We start from the raw sequence: 23,545 nt of genomic DNA on the forward strand, positions 1-23,545 counted from the left end.
ACGGACCGGTCGGGCTCACGGGAGAGGACCGAGGTGGACGGGACAGGTACCCGGCGGAGGCTCGCCGGGGTGCTGGTTGTCTGGGGCGCCAGTCGGGCCGTGCTGGTGCTCTTCGTGTTCAAGGTGTTCGTGCTTGCGGGGGCGGAAGACGTCACGGCGGACGTGTCGGTGATCTACCGGGGCTGGTACGAGGCGCTGCGGCAGGGTGGCTTCCCCGTCGACGACGTCACCTGGCAGTACCCGCCCGCCGCCGCGCTGGCGATCCTCTCCCCCGCCGCCCTGCCGTTCCTCGGCTACACCGCGGCCTTCCACGTGCTGGCGCTGCTGGCCGACCTGGCGGTGCTGTGCCTGCTGCTGTGCGCCGGGCGGCGGCCCGGCCGGCCGCTGCGCGGTGCCTGGGCGTGGACGGCGGGCACGCCCCTGCTCGGCCCGGTCCTGTACGCGCGCTACGACGTGATGGTGACCGCGGTGGCCGTGGCCGCGCTGCTCGCGGGCGTCCGCCACCCGCGGGCGATGGGCGCGCTGGCCGGCTTCGGGGCGCTGCTGAAGGTGTGGCCGGTCCTGCTGCTGCCGGGCCTGCGGGGCGCGGCCGGGCGCCGTGCGTGGACGGCGGCGGCGGTGACCGCGGCGGCGCTCACCTCGCTGTTCGCGCTCACCATGCCCGGCGCCCTGTCCTTCGTGACCGCGCAGCGCGACCGGGGCCTGGAGGTGGAGTCGCCGGCCGCGCTCGTCCTCCATGTGGCCCGGCACTTCGGCTGGAACGGACAGGTGCTGCTCACCTACGGCTCGCTGGAGTTCGTCGGCCCGTACACCGACGTGGTCAGCACCGCGTCCCTGGCCCTGACCGCGGCCGCCTTCGGCTGGCTGCTGCTGTGGCGGCTGCGGGCCCGCCGCTTCCGCCCGGACACGGCCGCCCAGGCCGCGTTCACGGCCGTACTGCTGTTCACGGTCACCAGCCGGGTCCTCAGCCCCCAGTACCTGGTGTGGCTGATCGGACTGGCCGCCGTCTGCCTGTGCTTCCGGGACGACGGCATGCGGCTGCCGGCCGGCCTCGTCCTGGCGGCGGCCCCGGTGACGGCCCTGGAGTTCCCGGTGTACTTCACGCACGTCGTCGCGAGCGACAGCCTCGGCGTCACCCTCCTGCTGCTGCGCAACGGCCTGCTGGTGGCCGCGGGCGTGACCGCCTGCCGGGCCCTGTGGCGCTCGACGGTCACCGCCGCGCCCCGGACGCGGCCGCCGGACCGGGCGGCCCGGCCCACCGCCCGGCTCGATCAGCCCAGTTGACGCACGAGGTACGCGCGCCACTGCTGGGTGAACCGGTCCAGGGTGGTGCCGAGGACCTTCCGCAGGGCGTCCTCGACCGCGCCCTCGCGGGTGCCGTGCGCGCCGACGGAGCGGTAGAAGTCGTCGAGGCGCCGCTCGCCCCACTGGTCGGCGATCATGCGGCAGGCCATCCAGCCGCTCTCGTAGGCCCGGGCGAGCCGGGCCGGATCGCCGGCGAACCCGAAATCCTCGTCGGACGGCAGGGCGGCGGGAACGTCCCCGTCGGTCACGGCGCGCCGCAGTTCGGGCGCGACCTGGTCCGGGGGGCGGCCGGTACCGCGGTAGCCGACCCAGTCGGCGTAGCCCTCGGAGAGCCACAGCGGGGTGGCGGCGTTGGTGTGGGCGCGGGTGGCGACATGGGTCGTCTCGTGGGTGAGGACGACCTGCTTGCCGAGCGATCCGAGCATGCCGTAGGCGGCGGGGTTGACGATGATCCGGTCCGCGGGCGCCCGGCCCGCGCCCCCGGTCTCGCCCGTGGTGACGGCGGCGATCCCGCGGTAGTTGGAGGCGGGCGAGCCGAGCAGTCCGGCCATGCCCTCCAGGGACCTGGGGACCAGCAGGACGACCTGCCGGCTCCAGTCCGTGCCCCACGCGTCCGACACCGCGGGTATCGCGCGGTCGGCCAGGCCCGCGTAGCCGCGCAGGACCGCGTCGCCGTGTCCGACGCCGAGCACGAGGCTGCGCCGCCCGCGCACCACCGAGACCGTGCCCTGGTCCCACAACTGCTCGGCGGACTTCTTCACCGGCCGGTCGGAGTCGACGTACCACTTCCCGTCGGCGCCGGTGGACAGGGTCAGCGTGCGCCCGGCGGTGACGGGCGCCTTGTCGTACCCGGTGACCCGGTAGCGCAGTTCGGCCTGCGCGACCGCGGTGTCGCCGCTGCGGCGCAGGCTCTTCAGCCGGTAGGACCAGTCCGTCAGCGGGACGGCCCGCAGCCGTGCGTACGGGTCCCGGGTCCCGGTCGCGGCGTACGCCGCCGGGTCGTGGTGCAGGACCGCCGCGGCCCGCCGGTCGAGCACCCGCTGCACCTCGGACTTCGCGGTGTCGGCCGCGGACGGCCCGCCGCAGGCCGTCAGGGACGCGAGCAGCAGGCACACCACCGTCACCGAGGATTTCGACACCCGCCCACGACCAGCCATTTCCCGATCGTACGGCGGCACCGGGACGGCCGTCAGACCCTGGTGACCGACGAGATCGGCATCATGTTCACCCGGTCGTAGCGCACCGGAGCGCCCGGATGCGGCGCGTGGATCACCCGGCCGTTGCCCGCGTACATCGCGACATGGCCGGCGTCGGAGCGGTAGACGATCAGGTCGCCGGGCCTGGCCTCGGACAGCGGGATCCGCCGGCCCGCGTTGCGCTGCTCCTGCGAGGTGCGCGGCAGATGCACTCCGGCCTGCGCGTACGACCACTGCATCAGGCCCGAACAGTCGAATCCCGCGGGCCCGTTGGCGCCCCAGATGTAAGGGCGGCCGAGGGCGGAGTGGGCGGCGGCGAGGGCGGCGGCCGCGCGGGCGGAGGCGGCCGGTCCGGCGTCGAGGCCGGGGAAGATGTCCTCGCGGCCGGAGCGGGAGGCCCGCTCGTAGGCCTCCCGCTCCGACGGGGACAGGAAGCCGAGGAGCCGGCGGGCCTGGGCGAGCTTCTGCTCGACCGTCCGCTTGTGGGTCGCGACCGCCTTGCGGTTCTTGTCCAGTTCGGCGAGGGCGCGGGTGGCCTCGGCGCGGTCCTGGGAGAGTTCGCGCAGCGCCCGCCGCAGGTCCTTCAGTTCGCCGGCCTGGTGGGCGGTGATCCGGTCGAGCGTGGCGGCCTTGTCGAGGTAGTCGGCCGGGTCCCGGGAGAACAGCAGGGCGATCGACGGGTCGAAGCCGGAGCGGTACTGGGCTCCGGCCAGCGAACCCAGCGACTCCCTGAGGTCGTTGACACGCTGCTGCCGTCGGGCGATGCGGTCCTGGAAGTCGCGTACCCGGCCGCGCAGGAGGTCGGCGCGCTCACCGGCCTTGTCGAAGGCCTCGGTCGCCTTCTCGGCCTCCTGGTAGAGGCGGTCGACCTCGGACCGGGCGTCGCCGTGCGGAGCGGCGACGGCCGAGGTGGCCGGAACGGCGCCGAGGGCGGCGGCCGCGGCGGACAGAACGCAGAACGCGGTACCCGCGCCCCGGTCGAACCCGGAAGGTGCCGGGCGGCGATGAGACCCCACGGGAAGCCGTACTCCCTCCACTGGCGGACACTGACCGCTTCCCCGGGCCGGGACGCCGAGCGCCCGGGCCTGGGGGGAAACGCGCCAGACATTGACGCCCTCGCCTGCGTCAACGCAGACGATTCCGGTCTGCACCGCTGCGCGGCGCTCCCTCGGGTTCCTGCTTCACCGACCCCTGCCGCCCCTGAGGGTGGTCTGACAAGGTCTCCACAGGCTTCACTTCCCGCCCGTCCGGCGGTAGGTCCGCCAACTACGTCGTCGGACAGCGCGACTCTAGCAGCGCCGCTGCGGCCCCCCGGGCTGCCAGTACGGGTACCCAAACACCGGCGCCCCGCCTCTGACGCAGGTCATCGGCGGGGCGCGGGGTCACCGTGGGGTGCCGGGATTCGCCCGTTCGGGCGAGCACGAGGTGTGCTCCCGGGATGGCGTCAGATGCGGACGCCGAACTGGAAGGGCATGTTGTTGATCGACTCGTAGCGCACGACGGTGCCGGTGCGCGGGGCGTGGAGCACCTGGCCGTTGCCCGCGTAGAGGCCGACGTGGTGCTGGTCGCCGTAGAAGATGACCAGGTCGCCGACCTGGAGCTGGCTCTGCGAGTAGATTCGGGTGCCCGCGTTGGCCTGCGCCTGGGAGGTGCGCGGTATCCCGACACCGGCCTGGGCGTACGCCCAGGAGGTCAGACCCGAGCAGTCGTACGAGGACGGGCCGGTGGCGCCGTAGACGTAGGGCGAGCCGATCTTGGTCTGGGCGGCGGAGAACGCGGCGCCGGCCCGGCCGGAGGCGGGGGTGGAGTTGCCCAGCTGCACGCGGTCGGCGGAGGCCCGGCTGGCCCTGGCCTGCTCGTCGGCGAGCGCGGCCTTCTCCGCGGCGGTGAGGCTGTTCAGGAGCCGCTGCGCCTCGGCGAGCTTGCCCTGGACTTCCTGCTTCTTGTTGCCCAGCTCGGTGCGGGTGGCGGCGAGGTCCTTGAGCTTCGCGGAGGCCTCGGACCGCTCCTGGGTGAGCTCGCGCTGCTTGTCCTGGATCTTCTTCAGCGCCTCGACCTGCTGGCCGCTCAACTGATCGAGCGTGGAGGCCTTGTCGAGGTAGTCGTCCGGGTTGGCGGACAGGAAGAGCTGGAGCGAGGGGTCTATCCCGCCGGTGCGGTACTGGCCGGCGGCCATCGAACCGAGGCCGTCGCGGAGCTTGTTGAGCTCCTGCTGGCCGCGGGCGACGTTGTCCTGGATGGTGGAGATCTCCTTCTGGAGCTTCTCCTGCTTCTCCTTGGCCCCGTTGTACTTCTCGGTGGCCTGCTCCGCCTGCTCGTAGAGCTCGTCGACCTTGGACTTGACTTCGTCCTTGCTCGGCTTCGCGCTCGGGGCGGCATTGGCGGCCTGGGCACTGATGGCTACGGCCGCTGCCGCCGCGGTGGTGAGCACAGTCACGCGCGCACGGCTGGGTTGCTTGGGTCGACGGTGGGACGCCACGGAAGCGAGCTCCTTCTTCTGAGTGATCACCCGCTCGGAGGTTCGAGGCTCGACCCTAGTGACCTCATCGTGATGAATTCAAATCCTGGAGCCGAAAATCCCACCACTCGCTTCATTCTTTGCCCATAACTCACCAGCAGTGAGGACCACTTGACCCTGCGTCGCGTGACGCTTCCGGTCAATTCGGGAATGGCTCCTGTATGTTGCGCTTGAGGCTTACGTGCCCTACGTCCGGTTTCAGCCGCGTGAGAGCCGCTTCAGCAGCACCACCGAGGCCACCGGCCGCGCCCCCGCCTTCGCGATCCCGTCGGCGACCTCGCGGTCGGTCGAGGCGACGATCACCGGACGGCCGGGCGGCTCGGCCCGCACCAGCTGACGGATCAGCTCGTCCGCGGTGACCCCCGGCTTGGAGAACAGCACCCGCACACCGCGCGGCGGCGCGAGGAGCACCGGCGCGACCAGCTCGGCCCCGTCGAAGACACAGGTGACCTCGGCGCCGGTCTGCGCGGCGAGCTGCGAGAGCTGCCCCAGCAGCCTCAGCCGCTGCTTCTCCAGCGGCATCTGCGGATAACCGGTCTTGGTCACGTTGTAGCCGTCGACGACCAGATGGGCCTGCGGCAGCGCGAGCAACTGGTCGAGGATCGCCGGGTCGTGCTCGGACAGCGCGCGGGCGGCGATGTCCTTGGGGGTCATCCGGCCCGGCTCGACCGCGTCCACGGTCTCAGCCGGCCGCACCGACACCGGCGGCAGTGCCAGCTCCCGGCGCAGCCCCTGGGCCGCGTCGAGGACGGTGTCCAGCAGCAGCCGTACCCGCATGTCCTCCACGCTGCGCCCCTCGCGGGCCGCCCTGCGGGCCGCCTCCAGCGCGGCCTCCGCCTCCCCCAGACGCGACTTGAGCCGCCGGGCCTCGCTCTCGGCGGCCGACACCTGCGCCTGTCCCTCGGCCCGCACGGCCTCGATGTCGCCCCGCACTTTGCGCAGCGCGGCCTCACCGCGTTTGACGTCGCTGTGCGCGGCCCGCAGCTTGCGGTGCAGCGACTCGGCCTCTTTCCTGGCGGCGTCCAGCTCGGCCCGCAGCCGCTCGGTGTCGGCGCGGGTCTGCTCGCGGGCCGCCGCCAGCTCGGCGCGCAGCCGCTCCAGTTCGGCGCGGCTCTCCTCGTCGGCGCGCTCGGCGTCCGCCCGCTGCGCCTCCTCACCCGCGGCGGCGACCAGCTTCACCCAGCCCGGCGGACGCAGTACGTAGGCCGCGGCCGCCACGTCGAGCGGATCCGCGGCCGGGGGCGGCGAGCCGGAGTCGAGGGCGCCCGACAGCTCCGGCTGGTCCTCTTTGAACTTCTCGCCGATGCGCTGGCGGAACAGCGGATCGGTCTCCAGCGCGGACGCCATCGCGTTGCCCGCGAACTTCGCCCGGCGACTCGGGGTGAACCGGGCGTACTGCCGCAGCTGCGCGGGCAGCTCGGCGAACGTCAGCGCGCCGAAGGCGTCCGAGACGATCTGGACGACCCGGCGGCGCACTCCGTCGGGCAGGGGACGGTCGAGCACCTCGGCGGCGCCGTCGCCCGGCCCCCCGCCTTGTGTCTCCACCATCCGTCACCCCAATGCCTCAATGCCTCGGTGCCTCTGTGCCTCTGTGCTTCGCGGACCCCCGCCGGGGTCGCCTGTGCGGGCCCGCTCCGCTCAGGAGCCGGCGCCCGGCCTGTCCACGAGTTCCACCTGGTCCACGGCGTTGCACCAGCGGCAACGCACCGACTCGATCGTCTCACTGACCACCTCGCGCTCCTCGACCTGCGGCTCTCCCGCCAGGTCGAGGTGGACGTACTCCACGACCTTCGACGAGCGGGTCACGTCGAAGCGGGTGAGGTTGCCGCACAGGGTGCAGCGCCACCGGGTCGTGGCGGTCGGCAGGGGAACCGTCATCGTGACTGTTCGCTTCCTTCTGTGTCCGTGGCGCGCCAGCTTCCCTGGGCGTGTGGCACGTAACCCTACGGCCTGGCGGCTTCTCGGCGCCGGTCCGTCCATGGCGGCGAGGCGGTCTGTGCGGTTGCGTCCGGTTACGCCATGCTCTGTGCACATGATCGGCAACAGGTTCACGGTGGCGGCCCGGACGATCAGGGCGGCCAGGGCGGTACGGAGCATGCAGGCGCCGGTGACGTGTGCCCTGATCGTCCTGTGCTGTCTGATCTTCGTGGCCGGCCCGGCGGCGGGCCTCAATCCCTCCTACGGCACGGGGGACGCGCTGCTGCTCGCCCAGCGGGCCTACTTCCGGCGGTGGGGCGTGATCCCCGACGTCTTGTTCACCGGCTCGCTCCGGGCCGCCCTCACCCCCGCGACGGCCCTGTTCGTGCACGGCAGCTGGGTGCACCTGCTCGGCAACATGCTCTTCCTCTACGTCTTCGGGGCGATGACCGAGGAGCGCATGGGCCGCGTCCGGTTCACGCTGTTCTACGTCGGCTGCGGCTACCTGGCCCTCGTGGGCTACGCGGTCGCCAACGCCGACTCCGGGCAGAGCCTGGTGGGGGCCTCGGGCGCGATCTCGGCGGTCCTCGGCGCGTTTCTCTACCTATTCCCCAGCGCCCGGGTGACCAGTCTCTTCCCGTTCCTGTTCTTCCTGCCGCTGCGCTTTCCCGCGTGGGTGGTGCTGCCCTTCTGGGCGGCCCTCCAGTGGCTGGCCGCCGGCCGCGCCGCCGAGGGACCGCAGGTCGCCTACCTGGCCCACGTGGTGGGCTTCGCCCTGGGCTTCGCCTGCGCGTGGGCCTGGTTCGGCCGGAAGACTAGAGTGAAGGCCGCCCCTGCTCCGGCCCCCGAGGGAGAGAACCAGCCGTGATCACCGCGATCGTCCTCATCAAGACCAGCGTGGACCGGATCCCCGAGATCGCCGAGCAGATCGCCTCACTGGACTCGGTCAGCGAGGTCTTCTCCGTCACCGGCACCTACGACCTGATCGCCATGGTCCGGGTGCGGCAGCACGAGGACCTGGCGGAGGTCATCCCGGGGCGGATCAGCAAGATCCCGGGCGTCGAGGGGACGGACACGCACGTGGCCTTCCGCACCTACTCGCAGCACGACCTGGAGGCGGCGTTCGCCATCGGGCTGGACTCCTGACCGCCCCGGGCTCCTGAGCGGGCGGATCACACCGCGGGCACGCAGCGGCCGTCCTCCGTGCGGTACGTCCACTTCGCGCCGTCCCTGACCAGCTCCCGCACCGCCGCAACGAAGCGGTCCACGTGCTCGTCGGGCGTCCCCGCGCCGAAGCTCACGCGGATGGCGTTGAGGGACTTCTCGCCCGGGGCGGCCTCGGGCGCGCCGCACTCGCCCTGGCTCTGCGGATCGCCGCCCAGCAGGGTGCGGACCAGGGGGTGGGCGCAGAAGAGGCCGTCGCGGACGCCGATGCCGTACTCGGCGGAGAGGGCGGCGGCGAAGTGGGAGCTGTTCCAGCCCGCCACGACGAAGGAGATCACGCCGACCCGCGGGGCGTCGTCGCCGAACAGGGAGAGCACCCTGACCTCGGGCACCTCGGCGAGACCCGCCCGCACCTTGCGGATCAGGTACCGCTCGCGCGCGACGAGGTCGTCGAAGCCGGCCTCGGTCAGCGCCGTGCAGGCCGAGGCGACGGCGTAGGCGCCGATGACGTTCGGGGAGCCGGCCTCGTGGCGGGCGGCCGACTCGTGCCAGCTCACGTCCACGGACCCGTCGGCGCGCCGCGCCACCGTGCGGCTCGCGCCGCCGCCCGCGAGGTACGGCTCGGCCTCACGGAGCCAGTCGGCTCGGCCGGCCAGGACGCCGGAGCCGAAGGGGGCGTACAGCTTGTGGCCGGAGAAGGCGACCCAGTCGACGTCGAGGTCGCGGACGGACACCGGGTGGTGCGGGGCGAGCTGGGCGGCGTCCAGGACGATCCGGGCGCCGTGCGCGTGGGCGGCGGCGGCCAGCTCCCGTACGGGCCACAGCTCGCCGGTGACGTTGGAGGCGCCGGTGACGCACACCAGGGCCGGGCCGTGGGGGTCGCGGCCGGCGAGGGCCCGCTCCAGGGTCGCCACGGCCCGCTCCGGGGTGCGCGGGGCGTCGAGGCAGGTCACCCGCGCGTCCCGCCACGGCAGCAGCGAGGCGTGGTGCTCGGTCTCGAAGACGAAGACCTGGCAGTCCGCGGGCAGCGCGCGGGCGAGCAGGTTCAGGGAGTCGGTGGTGGACCGGGTGAAGACCACCTGGTCCTCCGCACGGCAGTCCAGGAACTCCGCGACCGTCCTCCGGGCGTTCTCGAACAGGTCGGTGGAGAGCTGGGAGAGGTAGCCGGCGCCGCGGTGGACGCTGCCGTAGTACGGCGCGTACGCCGCCACGTCGTCCCAGACGCGCTGGAGGGCGGGCGCGCTGGCCGCGTAGTCGAGCGCCGCGTAGGTGACCTCCCCGCCGGTGACGAGCGGAACGGTGACGTCCCGGCCCAGCACGGGCAGCGGGGAACAGACGGACTGGTCGGCGGCGACGGTGGAGACGGTGGAGACGGACATGGGTGAACTCCCGTGAAAGCAGGCGGAATCACCACGCGAGCAGGCATGGCTCGAGCGTGGGGAAGGGTGAAGGGGAAAGCGCGGTGGCGGGGCTCTGCGGCCTCGGGGGCGACAGGCCCTAGCGCATTCGCTTGCTCACGGAAGGCTCCCTCGTCGACCAGGACCCCTGGACTGTGTCCACTCGAAGGAGTGCGAGGGGTCCGCGCTTGCCGTAGGCCTCGCTGCCTACGGCCTGGTCTTCACCCGGGGCACCCCGCCACGGACGGAGGGTTGCCGGACAGCCGGCCGGGGCCACATGGCTGTCACTCATGACCTGGTTCAGCATCCTGCCACACGATCTTCCACGCGCAAGGCGCAGTCCGGATCGTGGACTGCGCCTTGCGAGGGGAGGCCCGGGTCTCAGGCGTTGCTGACGGTCACCCAGCGCTCCAGCGTGCGCTTGGCGGACCCGGAGTCGATCGACTCCGCCGCGCGGTCCATACCGGCCCGGATCTGTTCGGCGAGGGTGCCCGGGCCCGGCCGCAGGGCCACCAGCGCCGCCGCGGAGTTCAGCAGGACGGCGTCCCGTACGGGCCCCTTCTCGCCGTCCAGCACGCGCCGGGCCACCTCGGCGTTGTACGAGGCGTCACCGCCCCGCAGCGCCTCCACGGGCACCAGTTCGATGCCGACGTCCCGCGGGTCGAAGCGCTCCTGGGTCACCGTGCCGTCCCGGACGATCCAGACCTGGGAGGTGGCGGTCGTGGTGAGCTCGTCGAGGCCGTCGTCGCCCCGGAAGACCAGGGAGGAGTGGCCGCGCTCGGCGAAGACGCCGGCGACGACCGGTGCCATGCGCGGGTCCGCGACCCCGACGGCCTGGGCCCGCACCCTGGCCGGGTTGGTCAGCGGGCCCAGCACGTTGAAGACCGTGCGGATGGCCAACTGGCCGCGGGCGGCGCCCGCGTGGCGCAGCGCCGGATGGAACTTGATCGCGAAGCAGAAGGTGATTCCGGCCTCCTGCGCGACCTCGGCCACCCGCCGCGGCGTCAGTTCCAGATTGACGCCGAGCTTCTCCAGTACGTCGGAGGCCCCGGAGGCGGAGGACGCGGCCCGGTTGCCGTGCTTGACGACACTGGCGCCGGTGCCGGCCACGACGATCGAGGACATGGTGGAGATGTTCACCGTCTTGGCACCGTCGCCGCCGGTGCCGACGATGTCTACGGTCGCGCCGGGTACCTCGATCACATTGGCGTGCTCGTACATCGTCCGGACCAGGCCGGTGATCTCCTCCACCGTCTCGCCCTTGGCCCGCAGGGCCACCACGAACCCGGCGATCTGTGCGTCGGTCGCCTCGCCGCGCATGATCAGGTCCATCGCCCAGGCGGTCTCGTCGGCGGTGAGGTCCCGGCCGTCCAGCAGGCCGTTCAGCAGGGCGGGCCAGGAGCGGCCCGCCGCGGTGTTGCCTCCAGCGGGGGTCACAGCGTTCATATGCCGCTCCTGGGTCGGTGTCCCGTACGGCGGGACGCGAATCTCGAACAGGTCCACCCTATCCAGCCCCGGACACCGCGAAGGGCCCCGTCCGGGGATCGGACGGGGCCCTTCGACCGTGGCGTGGCGACGCTCAGCGGTCAGTGATCAGTGGTGGCCGTGGCCGCTCGTGATCTCCCTGTACTCCTCGACGGTCGGCTTCGGGATCTGGTTGTCCTCGCCGTAGTACGCGTTGCTGAGCTTGGCGCGCAGCTTCTGCGAGCCCTTGATCTTGCGCTCGACGCCGTTCTCGTCGACCGCCGGGCCGATCTCGGCCGGCTCGTACTGGTCGTGCGCCGTGAGCGTGTAGAGCTGCTCCTGGCTGAGCGGCTCGTGGACCTCGATGAACTCACCGTGCGGCAGGCGCTTGATGATGCCGGTCTCACGACCGTGCAGCACCTTCTCCTTGTCGCGGCGCTGGAGGCCGAGGCAGATCCGCTTGGTGGCGACGAACGCGATGATCGGTCCGACGAAGAAGCCGATCCGGACGAACCAGGTGACCGCGTTGATCGACAGGTGGAAGTGCGTGGCCCACAGGTCGTTGCCGCCGCCGACCAGCGTGATCATGTACATCGTGATCCAGGCGACACCGAACGCGGTACGCGTCGGGGCGTTGCGCGGGCGGTCCAGGATGTGGTGCTCGCGCTTGTCGCCGGTGATCCAGGACTCGATGAACGGGTACGCCGCCAGCGCCGCCAGGACCAGGCCGAAGAGGACCAGCGGGATGAACACGCCCAGGACGAGCGTGTGGCCCCAGAAGTTGACCTCCCAGCCCGGCATGAAGCGGACCAGACCCTCGGCGAAGCCCATGTACCAGTCGGGCTGGGCGCCGGTGGACACCTGGTCCGGACGGTACGGGCCGATCGCCCAGATCGCGTTGATCTCCACGAGCGCCGCGATCATCGCGAGGACACCGAAGACCAGGAAGAAGAAGCCGCCGGCCTTGGCCATGTACACCGGCAGCAGCGGCATGCCGACGACGTTCTTGTTGCTCTTGCCGGGACCCGCGAACTGCGTGTGCTTGTGGTAGAAGACCAGGATCAGGTGGGCCACCACCAGGCCCAGCATGATGCCGGGCAGCAGCAGGATGTGGATCGAGTAGAACCGCGCCACGAAGTCGTGACCGGGGAACTCGCCGCCGAAGAGGAAGTACGAGATGTACGTGCCGACGATCGGCATGGACAGGATCGCACCCTCGGTGAAGCGGACACCGGTGCCGGAGAGCAGGTCGTCCGGGAGCGAGTAACCGGTGAAACCGGTGAACATGCCCAGGGCGAACAGCAGGAAGCCGAACAGCCAGTTGATCTCACGCGGCTTGCGGAACGCGCCGGTGAAGAACACGCGCATCATGTGCACGAACATGCCGGCCAGGAAGATCAACGCGGCCCAGTGGTGGATCTGCCGGATGAGCAGACCACCGCGCACCTCGAAGGAGATGTGCATGGTCGAGTTGAACGCCTCGCTCACCAGCTGACCCTGCAGCGGGACGTACGAGCCGTTGTACACCACCTCGTTCATCGAGGGGTGGAAGAACAGCGTCAGGTACACACCCGTGAGGATGATGATGATGAAGCTGTAGAGGCAGACCTCGCCCAACATGAACGACCAGTGGTCGGGGAAGATCTTGCGCATGTTGGCCTTGGCCAGGGAGTAGATCCCCAGTCGGCCGTCGGCCCAGTCGGCGAGCCTCTCGCCGGCCGGTGCCTGCCCGCGAGAGCGGGACTCGTTGGCTGCTGATGTACTCATCCGCGCTCCCAGAATGCAGGACCGACGGGCTCCGCGAAGTCGCCGAGCGCCTGGAGGTAACCCTCGCTGTCCACGCCGATGCGCAGCTGCGGCAGAGCGTGGCCGGCGGGGCCGAAGATCACTCGGGCACCGTCGGAGAGGTCGAAGGTGGACTGGTGGCACGGGCACAGGGCGTGGTGCGTCTGCTGCTCGTACAGGGAGATCGGGCAACCCACGTGGGTGCAGATCTTCGAGAAGGCGACGATGCCCTCGTGGCCCCAGTCGAGTTCGCGCTTGTCCTTGATGTCGGCCGGCTCGAGCCGGATGATCATCAGGGCCGCCTTGGCGATCTCGTTGGCGAAGTCCTCGTCCGTGTCCTTCATCCCGTCCGGCATCGCGAAGGTGAGCGAGCCGACCGAGACGTCCTCGGGACGCAGCGGCAGGTTGGTGTTCATGTTGACGAGGCGCTTGCCCTTGGCCCACAGCGTGTGGCGCAGGCTGGTCCCGGGCAGCGGGCCCAGGTCGCGCAGCAGCATGACGCCGGACAGCGGCACCAGCGTGAGCGCGCCGAGCATCGTGTTGCGGATCAGCTTGCGACGGCCGATCGCCGACTCCTTGGCGCCCTGCTTGAAGTCCGCGTGGACCTTCGCACGGACCTCGGGGGACGCCGCGATCGGGTGACGCTCGTCGGCGACCTCGACGTCGGACATCAGGGTGCGGGCCCAGTGGACCGCGCCCGCGCCGATCGCGAACAGCGCCACACCCAGCGTGAGGCCGAGCGCGAAGTTCAGCGCGTTGATGTGCCCGATCGGGAAGACGAAGATCGACTTGTCGTGCGGGATCGTCACATAGGAGGCGATGAAGCCGATGGTGGCCAGCATCGACACCGTGAACATCAGGGCGACGGTGCGCTCGGACCGCCTGGCGGCCCGCTCGTCGATGTCCTGGATCCGGTGCTCGTGGGGCGGCAGTCCCGGGTCGGCGAACGGAGCCCGCTCGTCCGCCACGGAGACCGCGCCGCGCCCGTGCTCGTGGGCTGCCTGCTCTGCGGGCAGGTTCTCTTCAGGAATGTCTTGGCTACTCATGACTTCTTGGCCTTTGCGGTCCGAGCGGCGACCCAGACGGCGACCGCGACAAGGGCACCCAGCCCGAAGATCCAGGCGAACAGACCCTCGGTGACCGGTCCGAGGCCACCCAGGTCCATACCGCCCGGGGTCGTGGTCTCGTCACCGTTGACCGCGTCGAGGTACGCGATGATGTCCTTCTTGTTCTTCCCCGTCAGCAGCGTGTCGGGGAAGGAAGGCATGTTCTGCGGGCCGGTCTGCATGGCCTCGTAGATGTGCTTGTTGCTCACACCCGTGAGGTCAGGGGCGTACTTGCCGTGCGTCAGCGCACCGCCCTTGCCGGTGAAGTTGTGGCACTGGGCGCAGTTGGTGCGGAACAGCTCACCGCCCTTGGCGGCATCCGCGCCCTCGGGGCTGTACTGGTTCTTCGTCGGCACGTTGGGACCGGCACCCAGGGACGCGATGTACGCGGCGAGCTGGTCGATCTCGGCCTGGTTGTAGATGACCTTCTTGCGCGGGATCTGCGCGCCCGGCTGCTGGGCCGGCATACGGCCGGTGCCCACCTGGAAGTCGACCGCCGCTGCGCCCACACCCACCAGGCTGGGACCGTCAGTGGTGCCCTGCCCACCGGTGCCGTGGCAGCTGGCGCAGCCGACCAGATAGAGCTTCCTGCCCTCCTCGATGGTGAGGGACTGGGCGGTGTCCTCGGCCTTCGCCTTGCTCGCGGGCGCGAACGCGGTGTACAGCCCCCCAGTGGCCGCCAGCGCGAAGAGTAGGACGACGACCGCCGCCAGCGGATGGCGTCGTCGTGCGGAGAGCTTTTTCACGGATTACCCCGGTGTCAGGATCTTCTGCGTCGATGCTTTGCGGACTTGGATCGGTTCGTCGGCTACTTGATCAGGTAGATCGTGGCGAAGAGTCCGATCCAGACGACATCGACGAAGTGCCAGTAGTAGGACACGACGATGGCCGCGGTCGCCTGCTCGTGAGTGAACCTCCGGGCCGCGTAGGTGCGGCCGAGGACCAGCAGGAAGGCGATGAGACCGCCCGTCACATGCAGCCCGTGGAAGCCGGTGGTCAGGTAGAACACCGAGCCGTACGGGTCGGAGGACAGCGAGATGCCGTCCTTCTTCACCAGCTCGGTGTACTCGAAGATCTGACCGCCGATGAAGATCGCACCCATGATGAAGGTGACGATGAACCAGCCCCGGAGCTTCTTCACGTCACCGCGCTCGGCGGCGAAGACGCCGAGCTGGCAGGTGAGTGAGGAGAGCACCAGGATCGTGGTGTTCACCGACGAGAAGGGGACGTTGAGAGCGCCCGCCATCTCCTTCCAGTGCGCCGGACCCGTCACCGATCGCAGGGTGAAGTACATCGCGAAGAGGGCCGCGAAGAACATCAGCTCGGAACTCAGCCAGATGATGGTTCCGACGCTGGTGAGGTTCGGTCGGTTGACCGACGGGTGCGCGTGCCCGGTTTCTACTGTCGTTGCTGTCGCCACGCCGACATTATGTCGGTCGCTTATCCCGCCCTCACCCCGGGGGGTGCCGTTCGGAGTGTCCTGGGGGTGTGCTCTGCCCGAACGGCCCCTCGAAGGGCTGTTCCGAACGCTGTCTACCAGGAGTTGAAGGGGGTAGCATCCGCGCCATCGGTACCCGGAAGTTCCCGACAGTTCCCGACGGGGTTTTTCCCGACCAACGACGCGGAGGAACAATGCAGGCGACCGCCACGGTGCTGGTCTACAGCGACGACGCCAATACCCGGGAGCAGGTGCGGCTGGCGAGCGGCCGCCGGCCCGCTCCGGACGCCCCCGTGGTGGAGTTCCTGGAGTGCGCCACGCCCGCCGCGGTCCTCAAGGAGCTGGACCGGGGCGGCATCGACGTCTGCGTCCTGGACGGCGAGGCCGTGCCCATGGGCGGCATGGGGATGTGCCGGCAGATCAAGGACGAGGTCTTCAACTGCCCTCCGGTGCTCCTGCTCATCGGGCGGCCGCAGGACGCGTGGCTGGCCACGTGGAGCCGGGCGGACGCCGCGGTCACGCTTCCGGTGGAACCGGTGGAGTTCGCCGCCGCTCTGGCCTCCCTGCTGCGCAAGAAGGCGCTGAGCGGCGTCTGAGGCCCTTGAGCGGGGCTCGGCGGACGGCGCCGCCCCTTTGCGGCCGCGGGCCGTCCGTGACCCCCTCGGGGCCCTGTCGTCCCGCGTCTCACACGCTCTGCGGGGTCAGGCGCGCCTTGTTCGTCTGCGCCCCGGCGCCGTCGGCGTCGGCGGCGATGGCGCTGCCCTGGACCCACTTCTGCCAGGGCATGTTCCAGTCGCCGAAGCCGTTGTCGAAGAGCTCCATGTTGTGGCCGGTCGAGTTGACGACCTGGACCAGGTCGCCCTCGTGGACGGTGTTGAAGAACCAGGAGGCGTTGGGGGTGCTCATGCCGGTGCAGCCGTGGCTGACGTTGGCCGCTCCCTGGGAGCCGACGGACCACGGGGCGGCGTGGACGTACTCACCGCTCCAGGTCACGCGGGTGGCGTAGTACACCGGCAGGTCGTACGAATCGCTGGAGCCCGCGGCGATGCCGACGGTGGAGCTCTTCATCTGGACGTAGTACTGCTTGGCCAGGACGACCTTGATCCCGTTGCGGGTCGCGAAGCCGGGCTTGCCGGTGGTGATCGGGATCTCCTTGATCTTCTCGTCGTTCTTGTAGACCGTCATCAGGTGCTTGGCGGCGTCCGTCACCGCCACGATCCGGTCACCCGTGGTGATCTTCAGCGGCTTGGCCGCGCCGCCCCGCAGCTTGTCGCTGATCTTGATGTTCTCCAGGTTGCTGTGCGCCTCGACGGTGGCATTGGCGGGCCAGTAGTCCTGCGGGCGGTAGTGGAGCTCCTTGTCGTTCACCCAGTACCAGGAGCCCTGCACGGCGGGCTTGGAGTCGACCCTGAGGGCGCGCTCGACGACGACCCGCTGGGCCTTGTCCTTGATGGGCTGGCTGAGTTCGGCCGTGATGGGCTGGCCGACGCCGTAGGTGCCCGCCTCAGGACCGAACTTGACGTTCAGGAGCTGTTGGCCCTTGGGCTTGTCCGTGTCGAACGTGAGGACCTTGCGGCCGGGCCTTCCGTCCTCGTCCTCGGTGCTCACCCGGACCGTGTAGTGGGCGCCCCCGGCGAGCGGTGAGGTGCTGTGCCAGCGGCTGCCGTCGGCGGCCAGCTCGCCGGAGACCTGGCGCCCCGTGGCGTCCACGGCCGTGACGTCCGTGATGCGCCCGTCCTCGCCCTGAGCGGTGACTTCCAGGGGCTTGTCCGGGTCGGCCTTCTTCCCGGCTTCCGTGGGGCCGCTGAAGGAGATCTGGTCCGCCGCGTCGTACGGGGAGGCAGCCAGCGGATTGCCGTCCGAACCGCAGGCGGTGGCACTCGTGCCGAGGGCGGTGACCAGCAGGATCGCTCCCGCTCCGCGGGAAATCACAGTGGTGCTCATGTCCCTCACGCTAGGTAGCTTCGTCACCTCCGGCACGGTGGCTCACCCGTCCGAGGGAATTTTCGAGGGAATAAGTCATCCAAAAGAGGGAGTCCGGACTCTCCAGGTGGAGAGTCCGGACTCCCTGGTGTTCAGCGATGCTCGGCGCTGGTTACTGGGTGCGGTTCTCGCCGCGGTAGTACTCGAAGACCCAGCCCCATACGGAGATCATGATGATCGGCGCCGCGAAGTACACGAGCCACCAGCCGACCGCGATGCCGAGGAAGGCCAGCGCGCCACCGATGCCGAGGCCGAGCGGCTGCCAGCTGTGCGGGCTGAAGAAGCCCAGCTCGCCGGCGTCGTCCGCGACATCGGCCTCCTTGTCGTCCTGGGCGCCCACGTCGACCCGCCGGGCCGTGAAGCCCAGGTAGAAGCCGATCATGATGGACAGACCGAAGGCCATGAAGAGCGCCGTCGCGCCGACCGCTTCCTTCGACCACACGCCGTAGACGATGGCGGTGATGAGCAGGAAGACGCTCAGCCACATGAACATCTTGCCCTGGATCTTCACTTGCCGGCCTCCTTGCCACCAGCGAGGGCCTTCTCACCGTGACCCGCGTTCTCGAGCTGGTCGAGCGCGGCGATCTCGGGGTGGTGCAGGTCGAACGCCGGGGATTCGCTGCGGATCCGCGGCAGGGTGAGGAAGTTGTGCCGCGGCGGCGGGCAGGAGGTCGCCCACTCCAGGGAGCGGCCGTAGCCCCACGGGTCGTCGACGCCGACCGGCTTGCCGTACTTGGCCGTCTTCCAGATGTTGTAGAGGAACGGCAGGATCGACAGGCCGAGCACGAACGAGAAGATCGTCGACAGCGTGTTCAGCGCGGTGAAGCCGTCGGCCGCCAGGTAGTCGGCGTACCGGCGCGGCATGCCCTCCACGCCCAGCCAGTGCTGGACCAGGAAGGTGCCGTGGAAGCCGATGAACAGCGTCCAGAAGGTGATCTTGCCGAGCCGCTCGTCGAGCATCTTGCCGGTGAACTTCGGCCACCAGAAGTGGAAGCCGGCGAACATCGCGAACACCACGGTGCCGAACACGACGTAGTGGAAGTGCGCCACCACGAAGTACGAGTCCGAGATGTGGAAGTCCAGCGGCGGCGCGGCCAGGATCACACCGGTCAGACCACCGAAGACGAAGGTGATCAGGAAGCCGGTCGCCCACAGCATCGGTGTCTCGAAGGAGAGGCTGCCCTTCCACATGGTGCCGAGCCAGTTGAAGAACTTCACGCCGGTCGGGACCGCGATCAGGAAGGTCATGAAGGAGAAGAAGGGCAGGAGCACGCCACCAGTCACGTACATGTGGTGCGCCCACACCGTCACCGACAGACCGGCGATGGCGATCGTCGCGCCGATCAGGCCCATGTAGCCGAACATCGGCTTGCGGGAGAAGACCGGGATGATCTCACTGACGATGCCGAAGAACGGCAGCGCGATGATGTACACCTCGGGGTGCCCGAAGAACCAGAACAGGTGCTGCCACAGCAGCGCACCGCCGTTGGCCGCGTCGAAGACGTGGGCGCCGAACTTGCGGTCCGCCTCCAGCGCGAGCAGCGCGGCGGCCAGCACCGGGAAGGCCAGCAGGACCAGCACCGCGGTCAGCAGCACGTTCCACACGAAGATCGGCATGCGGAACATGGTCATGCCCGGCGCGCGCATGCAGATGATCGTGGTGATGAAGTTGACCGAGCCGAGGATCGTACCGAAACCGGACAGGGCCAGACCCATGATCCACATGTCGCCGCCGATGCCCGGCGAGTGCACCGCGTCGGACAGCGGGGCGTAGGCGAACCAGCCGAAGTCGGCCGCGCCCTGCGGGGTGAGGAAGCCGCCCACGGCGATCAGCGAGCCGAGCAGGTACAGCCAGTAGGCGAACATGTTCAGCCGCGGGAAGGCGACGTCCGGGGCGCCGATCTGCAGCGGCATGATCCAGTTCGCGAAACCGGCGAACAGCGGCGTCGCGAACATCAGCAGCATGATCGTGCCGTGCATCGTGAACGCCTGGTTGAACTGCTCGTTCGACATGATCTGCATGCCCGGGCGGGCCAGCTCGGCGCGCATGAGGAGCGCCATCACGCCGCCGATGCAGAAGAACGCGAACGACGTCGCCAGGTACAGCGTTCCGATCGTCTTGTGGTCGGTGGTCGTCAGCCACTTCACCGCGAGATTGCCCGGTTGCCTGCGCCGGACCGGCAGCTCGCTCTCGTAAGAGTCCTCAGCTGCCGCGGCACCCTGAGGTTCGTTGAGGATGCTCACAGCTTGTTCGTCTCCCGGTTCTTCTCGTGGCTCGTCTGCGCGATGCCTGCGGGAACGTAACCGGTCTGCCCCTTCTTGGCGAGGTCCTTGAGGTGCTGCTCATAGCGCTCGGGCGAGACGACCTTCACGTTGAACAGCATCCGGGAGTGGTCCTGGCCGCAGAGCTCGGCGCACTTGCCCCGGAAGGTGCCCTCCATGGTGGGGGTCACCTGGAAGGAGTTGGTGTGGCCGGGGATGACGTCCTGCTTCATCAGGAACGGCAGCACCCAGAACGAGTGGATGACGTCGCGCGAGGTGAGGATGAAGCGGACGGTCTTGCCCTTGGGCAGCCACATGGTCGGACCGGGGTTGCCGTTCTGCGGGTTCCGCGTGCCCGGAATGCCGTAGTCGTAGACACCGCCGGCGTTCGCCGGGAAGTCCGCCTTGAACCGGTCCGGAATCGCGTTCAGGTTCTTGTCGGTCTTCGCGTCGCCCGACGAACCGGCGACGGGCTCGACGTAGTTGAAGGCCCAGCTCCACTGGTAGCCGACGACGTTCACCGTGACGTCCGGCTTCTTGGAGATGTCCAGGAGCTTGGACTCGTCACGGGCCGTGAAGTAGAAGAGCACCGAGACGATGACGAGGGGGACCACCGTGTACAGCGCCTCGATGGGCATGTTGTACCGGGTCTGCGGAGGAACCTCCACCTTGGTGCGGCTGCGCCGGTGGAAGAAAGCACTCCACAGGATCAGACCCCACACCAGGCAGCCGACGGCGAGCGCGGCCGCCCAGGACCCCTGCCACAGCGAGAGGATCCGGGGAGCCTCTTCCGTGGTCGGGGTGGGCATACCCAGCCGGGGAAAGTCCTTGTATGTGCAACCGGTTGCGGTCGCCAGGACCAGGCCCGCAGTCAGTGCCTGCAGCAGCTTCCGCCGCATCGGGCGCCGCGGCGAGCGGTCGGAGCCGTTGGGACTCACGTAGCGCCTTCCCGAGAGTCTCGCCCGCGCTGTTCGGCTGCGGCCTTCTCGCTGGTCGGTCGCGGCCCCGCGTCGGGCAGGGGTTTGGATGTTTATGCGGACCAAACCCTACTGGACGCCTTCCGGCGGGTCGCGGGGAGGGTGCCATACGCGCCGCGGGTCAGCCCGAAGGGGTGGGATGCCCCTGCGTGGGCCGGTTTGCGAGGGGGGTTCGGGGCGCCCGATGAGGCGCGTATGCGCCCTTTGTCGCGGCTGCGGGCGGTTGGGCTCTCGCGTGCCCGCGCGGCAAAGCCGCACCTCGGCGTTGTCCCGTGTCCCTTCGGAGCGCTTAGCGTTGACGTGTGGCCTACTTCGACGCTGCTTCCAGTGCTCCCCTTCATCCCGTCGCCCGGCAGGCACTGCTGGCCGCCCTCGACGAGGGGTGGGCCGACCCCGCTCGTCTCTACCGGGAGGGTCGGCGGGCCCGGTTGCTGCTGGACGCGGCCCGGGAGGCGGCCGCGGAGGCGGTGGGGTGCCGGGCCGACGAGCTGACGTTCACCTCGTCCGGGACGCGGGCGGTGCACAGCGGGATCGCGGGGGCGCTGGCGGGCCGCCGCCGCGTCGGACGCCACCTGATCGTGTCAGAGGTCGAACACTCTTCGGTGCTCCATTCCGCCGAGGCACACGAGGCGGACGGCGGGTCGGTCACGCGGGTCCCGGTCGACCGGCAGGGCACGGTGGCCGTGGACTCGTACGAGGCGGCGCTGCGCGAGGACACCGCGCTGGCCTGTCTTCAGTCGGCCAACCACGAGGTGGGCACCGAGCAGCCGGTCGCCGAGGTGGCCGCGGTGTGCCGGGCGGCGGGTGTCCCGCTGCTGGTGGACGCGGCGCAGTCGCTGGGCTGGGGCCCGGTCGGCGGCGACTGGTCGCTGCTGACGGCGAGCGCCCACAAGTGGGGCGGGCCGTCCGGGACCGGGCTGCTCGTCGTGCGCAAGGGGGTGCGGTTCGCGCCGCGCGGGCCGGTGGACGAGCGGGAGTCGGGCCGGGCGGCCGGGTTCGAGAACATCCCGGCGATCGTGGCGGCGGCGGCCGCGCTGCGGGCGGTGCGGGCGGAGGCGGCCGAGGAGGCGGTACGGCTGCGGGAGTTGACGAAGCGGATCCGGGCGCGGGTGCCGCGGCTGGTGCCGGACGTGGAGGTCGTGGGCGACCCGGACCGCCGGCTGCCCGGTGTCGTCACCTTCTCCTGTCTCTATGTCGACGGGGAGACATTGCTGCACGAGCTGGACCGCGAGGGCTTCTCCGTCTCCTCCGGTTCGTCCTGCACGAGCAGCACGCTGACGCCGAGCCATGTCCTCCGGGCGATGGGCGTGCTGAGCGAGGGCAACGTGCGGGTGTCGCTGCCGGCCGGGACGCCGGAGGAGGAGGTCGAGCGGTTCCTGGCCGTCCTGCCGGATGTGGTGGCGGGAGTGCGGGAGAAGCTCGGGGCGCCGGCCGGGGCGGCACCGGCCGCCGTGCGGGAGGACGCGCTGGTCGTGGACGCCCTCGGCAGGCGCTGCCCGATCCCGGTGATCGAGCTGGCCAAGGTCTTCGGGAACGTACCGGTCGGCGGCACGGTGCGCGTCCTGTCCGACGACGAGGCGGCGCGGCTGGACATCCCGGCGTGGTGCGAGATGCGTGGGCAGGAGTACGTGGGTGAGGAGCCGGCGGACGAGGGGTCGGCCTACGTCGTCCGCCGGGTCTCCTAGGTTCCTCTGGGTTCCGTGGGCTTCGCCGGGTAACTCTGGTCCCGCTGGGTTCCGCCCGACGCTCCGTCAGGCTCAGGCGAGGTGGGCGCGGACCTCGCGGGCCGCGTCGTCGCCGTAGGCCTTGGTGAAGCGCTCCATGAAGTGGGCGCGGCGCAGTTGGTACTCCTGGGTGCCCACGGTCTCGATCACCAGGGTGGCCAGCATGCAGCCGACCTGGGCGGCGCGCTCCAGGGAGACGCCCCAGGCGAGGCCGGAGAGGAACCCGGCGCGGAAGGCGTCGCCCACGCCCGTCGGGTCGGCCTTGCGCTCCTCGTCCGGGCAGCCGACCTCGACCGGGTCCGCGCCGGCGCGCTCGATGCGCACGCCGCGCGAGCCGAGGGTGGTGACGCGGTGGCCGACCCGGGAGAGGATCTCGGCGTCGTCCCAGCCGGTCTTGGACTCGATCAGGCCCTTCTCGTACTCGTTGGAGAACAGGTACGTCGCCCCGTCCAGCAGTATCCGGATCTCGTCGCCGTTCATCCGGGCGATCTGCTGGGAGAAGTCGGCGGCGAACGGGATGGCGCGCGAGCGGCACTCCTCGGTGTGCCGGAGCATCGCCTCCGGGTCGTCCGCCCCGATCAGGACCAGGTCGAGACCGCCGACGCGGTCGGCGACGGTCTTGAGCTCGATGAGGCGGGCCTCGCTCATCGCGCCCGTATAGAAGGAGCCGATCTGGTTGTGGTCGGCGTCGGTGGTGCACACGAACCGAGCGGTGTGCAGGGTCTCGGAGATACGGACGGAGGAGGTGTCGACGCCGTGCCGGTCCAGCCAGGCCCGGTACTCGCCGAAGTCCGGTCCGGCGGCGCCCACCAGGACCGGCCGGGTACCGAGCTGGCCCATGCCGAAGGCGATGTTGGCGCCGACCCCGCCGCGCCGGACGTCCAACTGGTCGACCAGGAAGGAGAGCGAGACCGTGTGCAGCTGATCCGCGACGAGCTGGTCGGCGAAGCGGCCGGGGAAAGTCATGAGGTGGTCGGTGGCGATGGAGCCGGTGACTGCGATGCGCACGGCGGGGATGCTCCTGGAGTCAGGGGGATTGACAGTTCACGCTACCCGCTCCGGCGTCCGGCGCCCACGCCGCCGCTCACCGGGCCGGGACGGCGCCCGGATATCCCCCACCGGGCGGCACCCGACCGGGTCGCCGTTCCACTGTCCGGGTCGACCGGGCCGCCGCTCCACCGCCCAGGACGGGGCCGCCGCGGCCGGGCCGCCGTCCAACTGTCCGGGACCCCGCCGGGTCGCCGTTCCCCGTCGGGGACTGCGCCGGCGTACGGACCGGGGCCTGGTCGGTGTACGGACCGGGAACCCG

Annotated in this window: 21 protein-coding genes and 1 riboswitch; of the genes, 5 read left to right on the forward strand and 16 right to left on the reverse strand. The window is 70.4% G+C overall.

Features of this window, described 5'->3' with window-relative positions:
* Nucleotides 1–33: 33 nt before the first annotated feature.
* Nucleotides 34–1,284 carry a glycosyltransferase 87 family protein gene (locus tag ACIQFZ_RS11670; protein ID WP_402691132.1) on the forward strand — a complete coding sequence of 417 codons (1,251 nt, stop codon included), beginning with the start codon at nucleotides 34–36 and terminating at the stop codon, nucleotides 1,282–1,284.
* Here the strand turns inward: ACIQFZ_RS11670 and ACIQFZ_RS11675 are convergent.
* From ACIQFZ_RS11675 to ACIQFZ_RS11695, 5 genes are all read right to left on the reverse strand, one after another.
* Nucleotides 1,272–2,462: a hypothetical protein gene (locus ACIQFZ_RS11675; RefSeq protein ID WP_402691133.1), complete on the reverse strand. Its 1,191-nt coding sequence runs from the start codon at nucleotides 2,460–2,462 to the stop codon at nucleotides 1,272–1,274. The two genes, ACIQFZ_RS11670 and ACIQFZ_RS11675, sit on opposite strands and share 13 nt — an antisense overlap.
* A 32-nt stretch (nucleotides 2,463–2,494) precedes the next feature.
* The gene (locus ACIQFZ_RS11680) at nucleotides 2,495–3,517 is read right to left on the reverse strand and encodes an NlpC/P60 family protein (RefSeq protein ID WP_402691134.1); all 1,023 of its coding nucleotides are present in this window, start codon (nucleotides 3,515–3,517) and stop codon (nucleotides 2,495–2,497) included.
* Nucleotides 3,518–3,945: 428 nt separating this feature from the next.
* The gene (locus ACIQFZ_RS11685) at nucleotides 3,946–4,980 is read right to left on the reverse strand and encodes an NlpC/P60 family protein (RefSeq protein ID WP_365422385.1); all 1,035 of its coding nucleotides are present in this window, start codon (nucleotides 4,978–4,980) and stop codon (nucleotides 3,946–3,948) included.
* Between the two features lie 237 nt (nucleotides 4,981–5,217).
* Nucleotides 5,218–6,567 (reverse strand): NYN domain-containing protein, encoded by a 1,350-nt coding sequence (locus tag ACIQFZ_RS11690; protein WP_365422382.1) that lies wholly within the window; start codon nucleotides 6,565–6,567, stop codon nucleotides 5,218–5,220.
* A gap of 90 nt (nucleotides 6,568–6,657) precedes the next feature.
* Nucleotides 6,658–6,897, reverse strand: coding sequence for a hypothetical protein (locus ACIQFZ_RS11695; protein WP_100572306.1), 240 nt, complete (start codon nucleotides 6,895–6,897; stop codon nucleotides 6,658–6,660).
* 154 nt (nucleotides 6,898–7,051) lie between these two features.
* Here ACIQFZ_RS11695 and ACIQFZ_RS11700 point away from each other — a divergent pair, with 154 nt between their 5' ends.
* Nucleotides 7,052–7,804 carry a rhomboid family intramembrane serine protease gene (locus tag ACIQFZ_RS11700; RefSeq protein ID WP_365422378.1) on the forward strand — a complete coding sequence of 251 codons (753 nt, stop codon included), beginning with the start codon at nucleotides 7,052–7,054 and terminating at the stop codon, nucleotides 7,802–7,804.
* Complete coding sequence (locus ACIQFZ_RS11705) at nucleotides 7,801–8,082, forward strand: Lrp/AsnC family transcriptional regulator (protein WP_100572304.1); 282 nt, start codon at nucleotides 7,801–7,803, stop codon at nucleotides 8,080–8,082. The genes ACIQFZ_RS11700 and ACIQFZ_RS11705 overlap by 4 nt, the downstream gene beginning before the upstream one ends.
* 26 nt (nucleotides 8,083–8,108) lie before the next feature.
* Here ACIQFZ_RS11705 and ACIQFZ_RS11710 read toward each other — a convergent pair whose 3' ends face one another.
* From ACIQFZ_RS11710 to ACIQFZ_RS11735, 6 genes are all read right to left on the reverse strand, one after another.
* On the reverse strand, nucleotides 8,109–9,479 hold the full coding sequence (locus ACIQFZ_RS11710) for an aminotransferase class V-fold PLP-dependent enzyme (protein ID WP_365422374.1): 1,371 nt from the start codon (nucleotides 9,477–9,479) through the stop codon (nucleotides 8,109–8,111).
* Nucleotides 9,480–9,676: 197 nt separating this feature from the next.
* Nucleotides 9,677–9,793, reverse strand: a riboswitch (SAM riboswitch).
* Between the two features lie 85 nt (nucleotides 9,794–9,878).
* Entirely contained in the window at nucleotides 9,879–10,943 is a 1,065-nt protein-coding gene (gene trpD / locus ACIQFZ_RS11715; protein WP_365422371.1) for an anthranilate phosphoribosyltransferase, read from the reverse strand.
* A 147-nt stretch (nucleotides 10,944–11,090) separates the two neighbouring features.
* Nucleotides 11,091–12,728, reverse strand: a complete 1,638-nt coding sequence (locus ACIQFZ_RS11720) for a cytochrome bc complex cytochrome b subunit (RefSeq protein ID WP_365422368.1) — start codon at nucleotides 12,726–12,728, stop codon at nucleotides 11,091–11,093.
* The gene (locus ACIQFZ_RS11725) at nucleotides 12,725–13,792 is read right to left on the reverse strand and encodes a Rieske 2Fe-2S domain-containing protein (protein WP_365422365.1); all 1,068 of its coding nucleotides are present in this window, start codon (nucleotides 13,790–13,792) and stop codon (nucleotides 12,725–12,727) included. Before ACIQFZ_RS11725 ends, ACIQFZ_RS11720 begins: the two co-directional genes overlap by 4 nt.
* On the reverse strand, nucleotides 13,789–14,598 hold the full coding sequence (locus ACIQFZ_RS11730) for a c-type cytochrome (protein WP_365422362.1): 810 nt from the start codon (nucleotides 14,596–14,598) through the stop codon (nucleotides 13,789–13,791). The genes ACIQFZ_RS11725 and ACIQFZ_RS11730 overlap by 4 nt, the downstream gene beginning before the upstream one ends.
* 62 nt (nucleotides 14,599–14,660) lie before the next feature.
* Entirely contained in the window at nucleotides 14,661–15,272 is a 612-nt protein-coding gene (locus ACIQFZ_RS11735) for a heme-copper oxidase subunit III (protein ID WP_100572299.1), read from the reverse strand.
* Nucleotides 15,273–15,484: 212 nt separating this feature from the next.
* On the opposite strand from ACIQFZ_RS11735, the gene ACIQFZ_RS11740 reads away from it, so the two are divergent.
* A complete protein-coding gene (locus ACIQFZ_RS11740) occupies nucleotides 15,485–15,886 on the forward strand; it encodes a hypothetical protein (protein ID WP_225074338.1) in 402 nt (133 codons plus the stop codon).
* Between the two features lie 88 nt (nucleotides 15,887–15,974).
* On the opposite strand, the gene ACIQFZ_RS11745 is transcribed toward ACIQFZ_RS11740, so the two are convergent.
* The 4 genes from ACIQFZ_RS11745 to coxB form a co-directional block, all read right to left on the reverse strand.
* Complete coding sequence (locus tag ACIQFZ_RS11745; RefSeq protein WP_365774457.1) at nucleotides 15,975–17,234, reverse strand: Ig-like domain-containing protein; 1,260 nt, start codon at nucleotides 17,232–17,234, stop codon at nucleotides 15,975–15,977.
* Nucleotides 17,235–17,385: 151 nt separating this feature from the next.
* A complete protein-coding gene (locus ACIQFZ_RS11750; protein WP_141361606.1) occupies nucleotides 17,386–17,784 on the reverse strand; it encodes a cytochrome c oxidase subunit 4 in 399 nt (132 codons plus the stop codon).
* The gene (gene ctaD / locus ACIQFZ_RS11755) at nucleotides 17,781–19,517 is read right to left on the reverse strand and encodes a cytochrome c oxidase subunit I (protein WP_365426629.1); all 1,737 of its coding nucleotides are present in this window, start codon (nucleotides 19,515–19,517) and stop codon (nucleotides 17,781–17,783) included. Before ctaD ends, ACIQFZ_RS11750 begins: the two co-directional genes overlap by 4 nt.
* Nucleotides 19,514–20,473 carry a cytochrome c oxidase subunit II gene (coxB, locus tag ACIQFZ_RS11760; RefSeq protein WP_365426626.1) on the reverse strand — a complete coding sequence of 320 codons (960 nt, stop codon included), beginning with the start codon at nucleotides 20,471–20,473 and terminating at the stop codon, nucleotides 19,514–19,516. The genes ctaD and coxB overlap by 4 nt, the downstream gene beginning before the upstream one ends.
* Nucleotides 20,474–20,814: 341 nt before the next feature.
* Between coxB and ACIQFZ_RS11765 the strand changes: the two genes are divergently transcribed.
* The gene (locus ACIQFZ_RS11765) at nucleotides 20,815–22,197 is read left to right on the forward strand and encodes a cysteine desulfurase/sulfurtransferase TusA family protein (RefSeq protein WP_402691135.1); all 1,383 of its coding nucleotides are present in this window, start codon (nucleotides 20,815–20,817) and stop codon (nucleotides 22,195–22,197) included.
* Between the two features lie 72 nt (nucleotides 22,198–22,269).
* Here the strand turns inward: ACIQFZ_RS11765 and ACIQFZ_RS11770 are convergent, their stop codons facing one another.
* Entirely contained in the window at nucleotides 22,270–23,244 is a 975-nt protein-coding gene (locus ACIQFZ_RS11770) for a carbohydrate kinase family protein (protein WP_141361600.1), read from the reverse strand.
* Nucleotides 23,245–23,545 lie beyond the last annotated feature (301 nt).

Source organism: Streptomyces sp. NPDC093064, assembly GCF_044754605.1.
Lineage (GTDB): Bacteria > Actinomycetota > Actinomycetes > Streptomycetales > Streptomycetaceae > Streptomyces.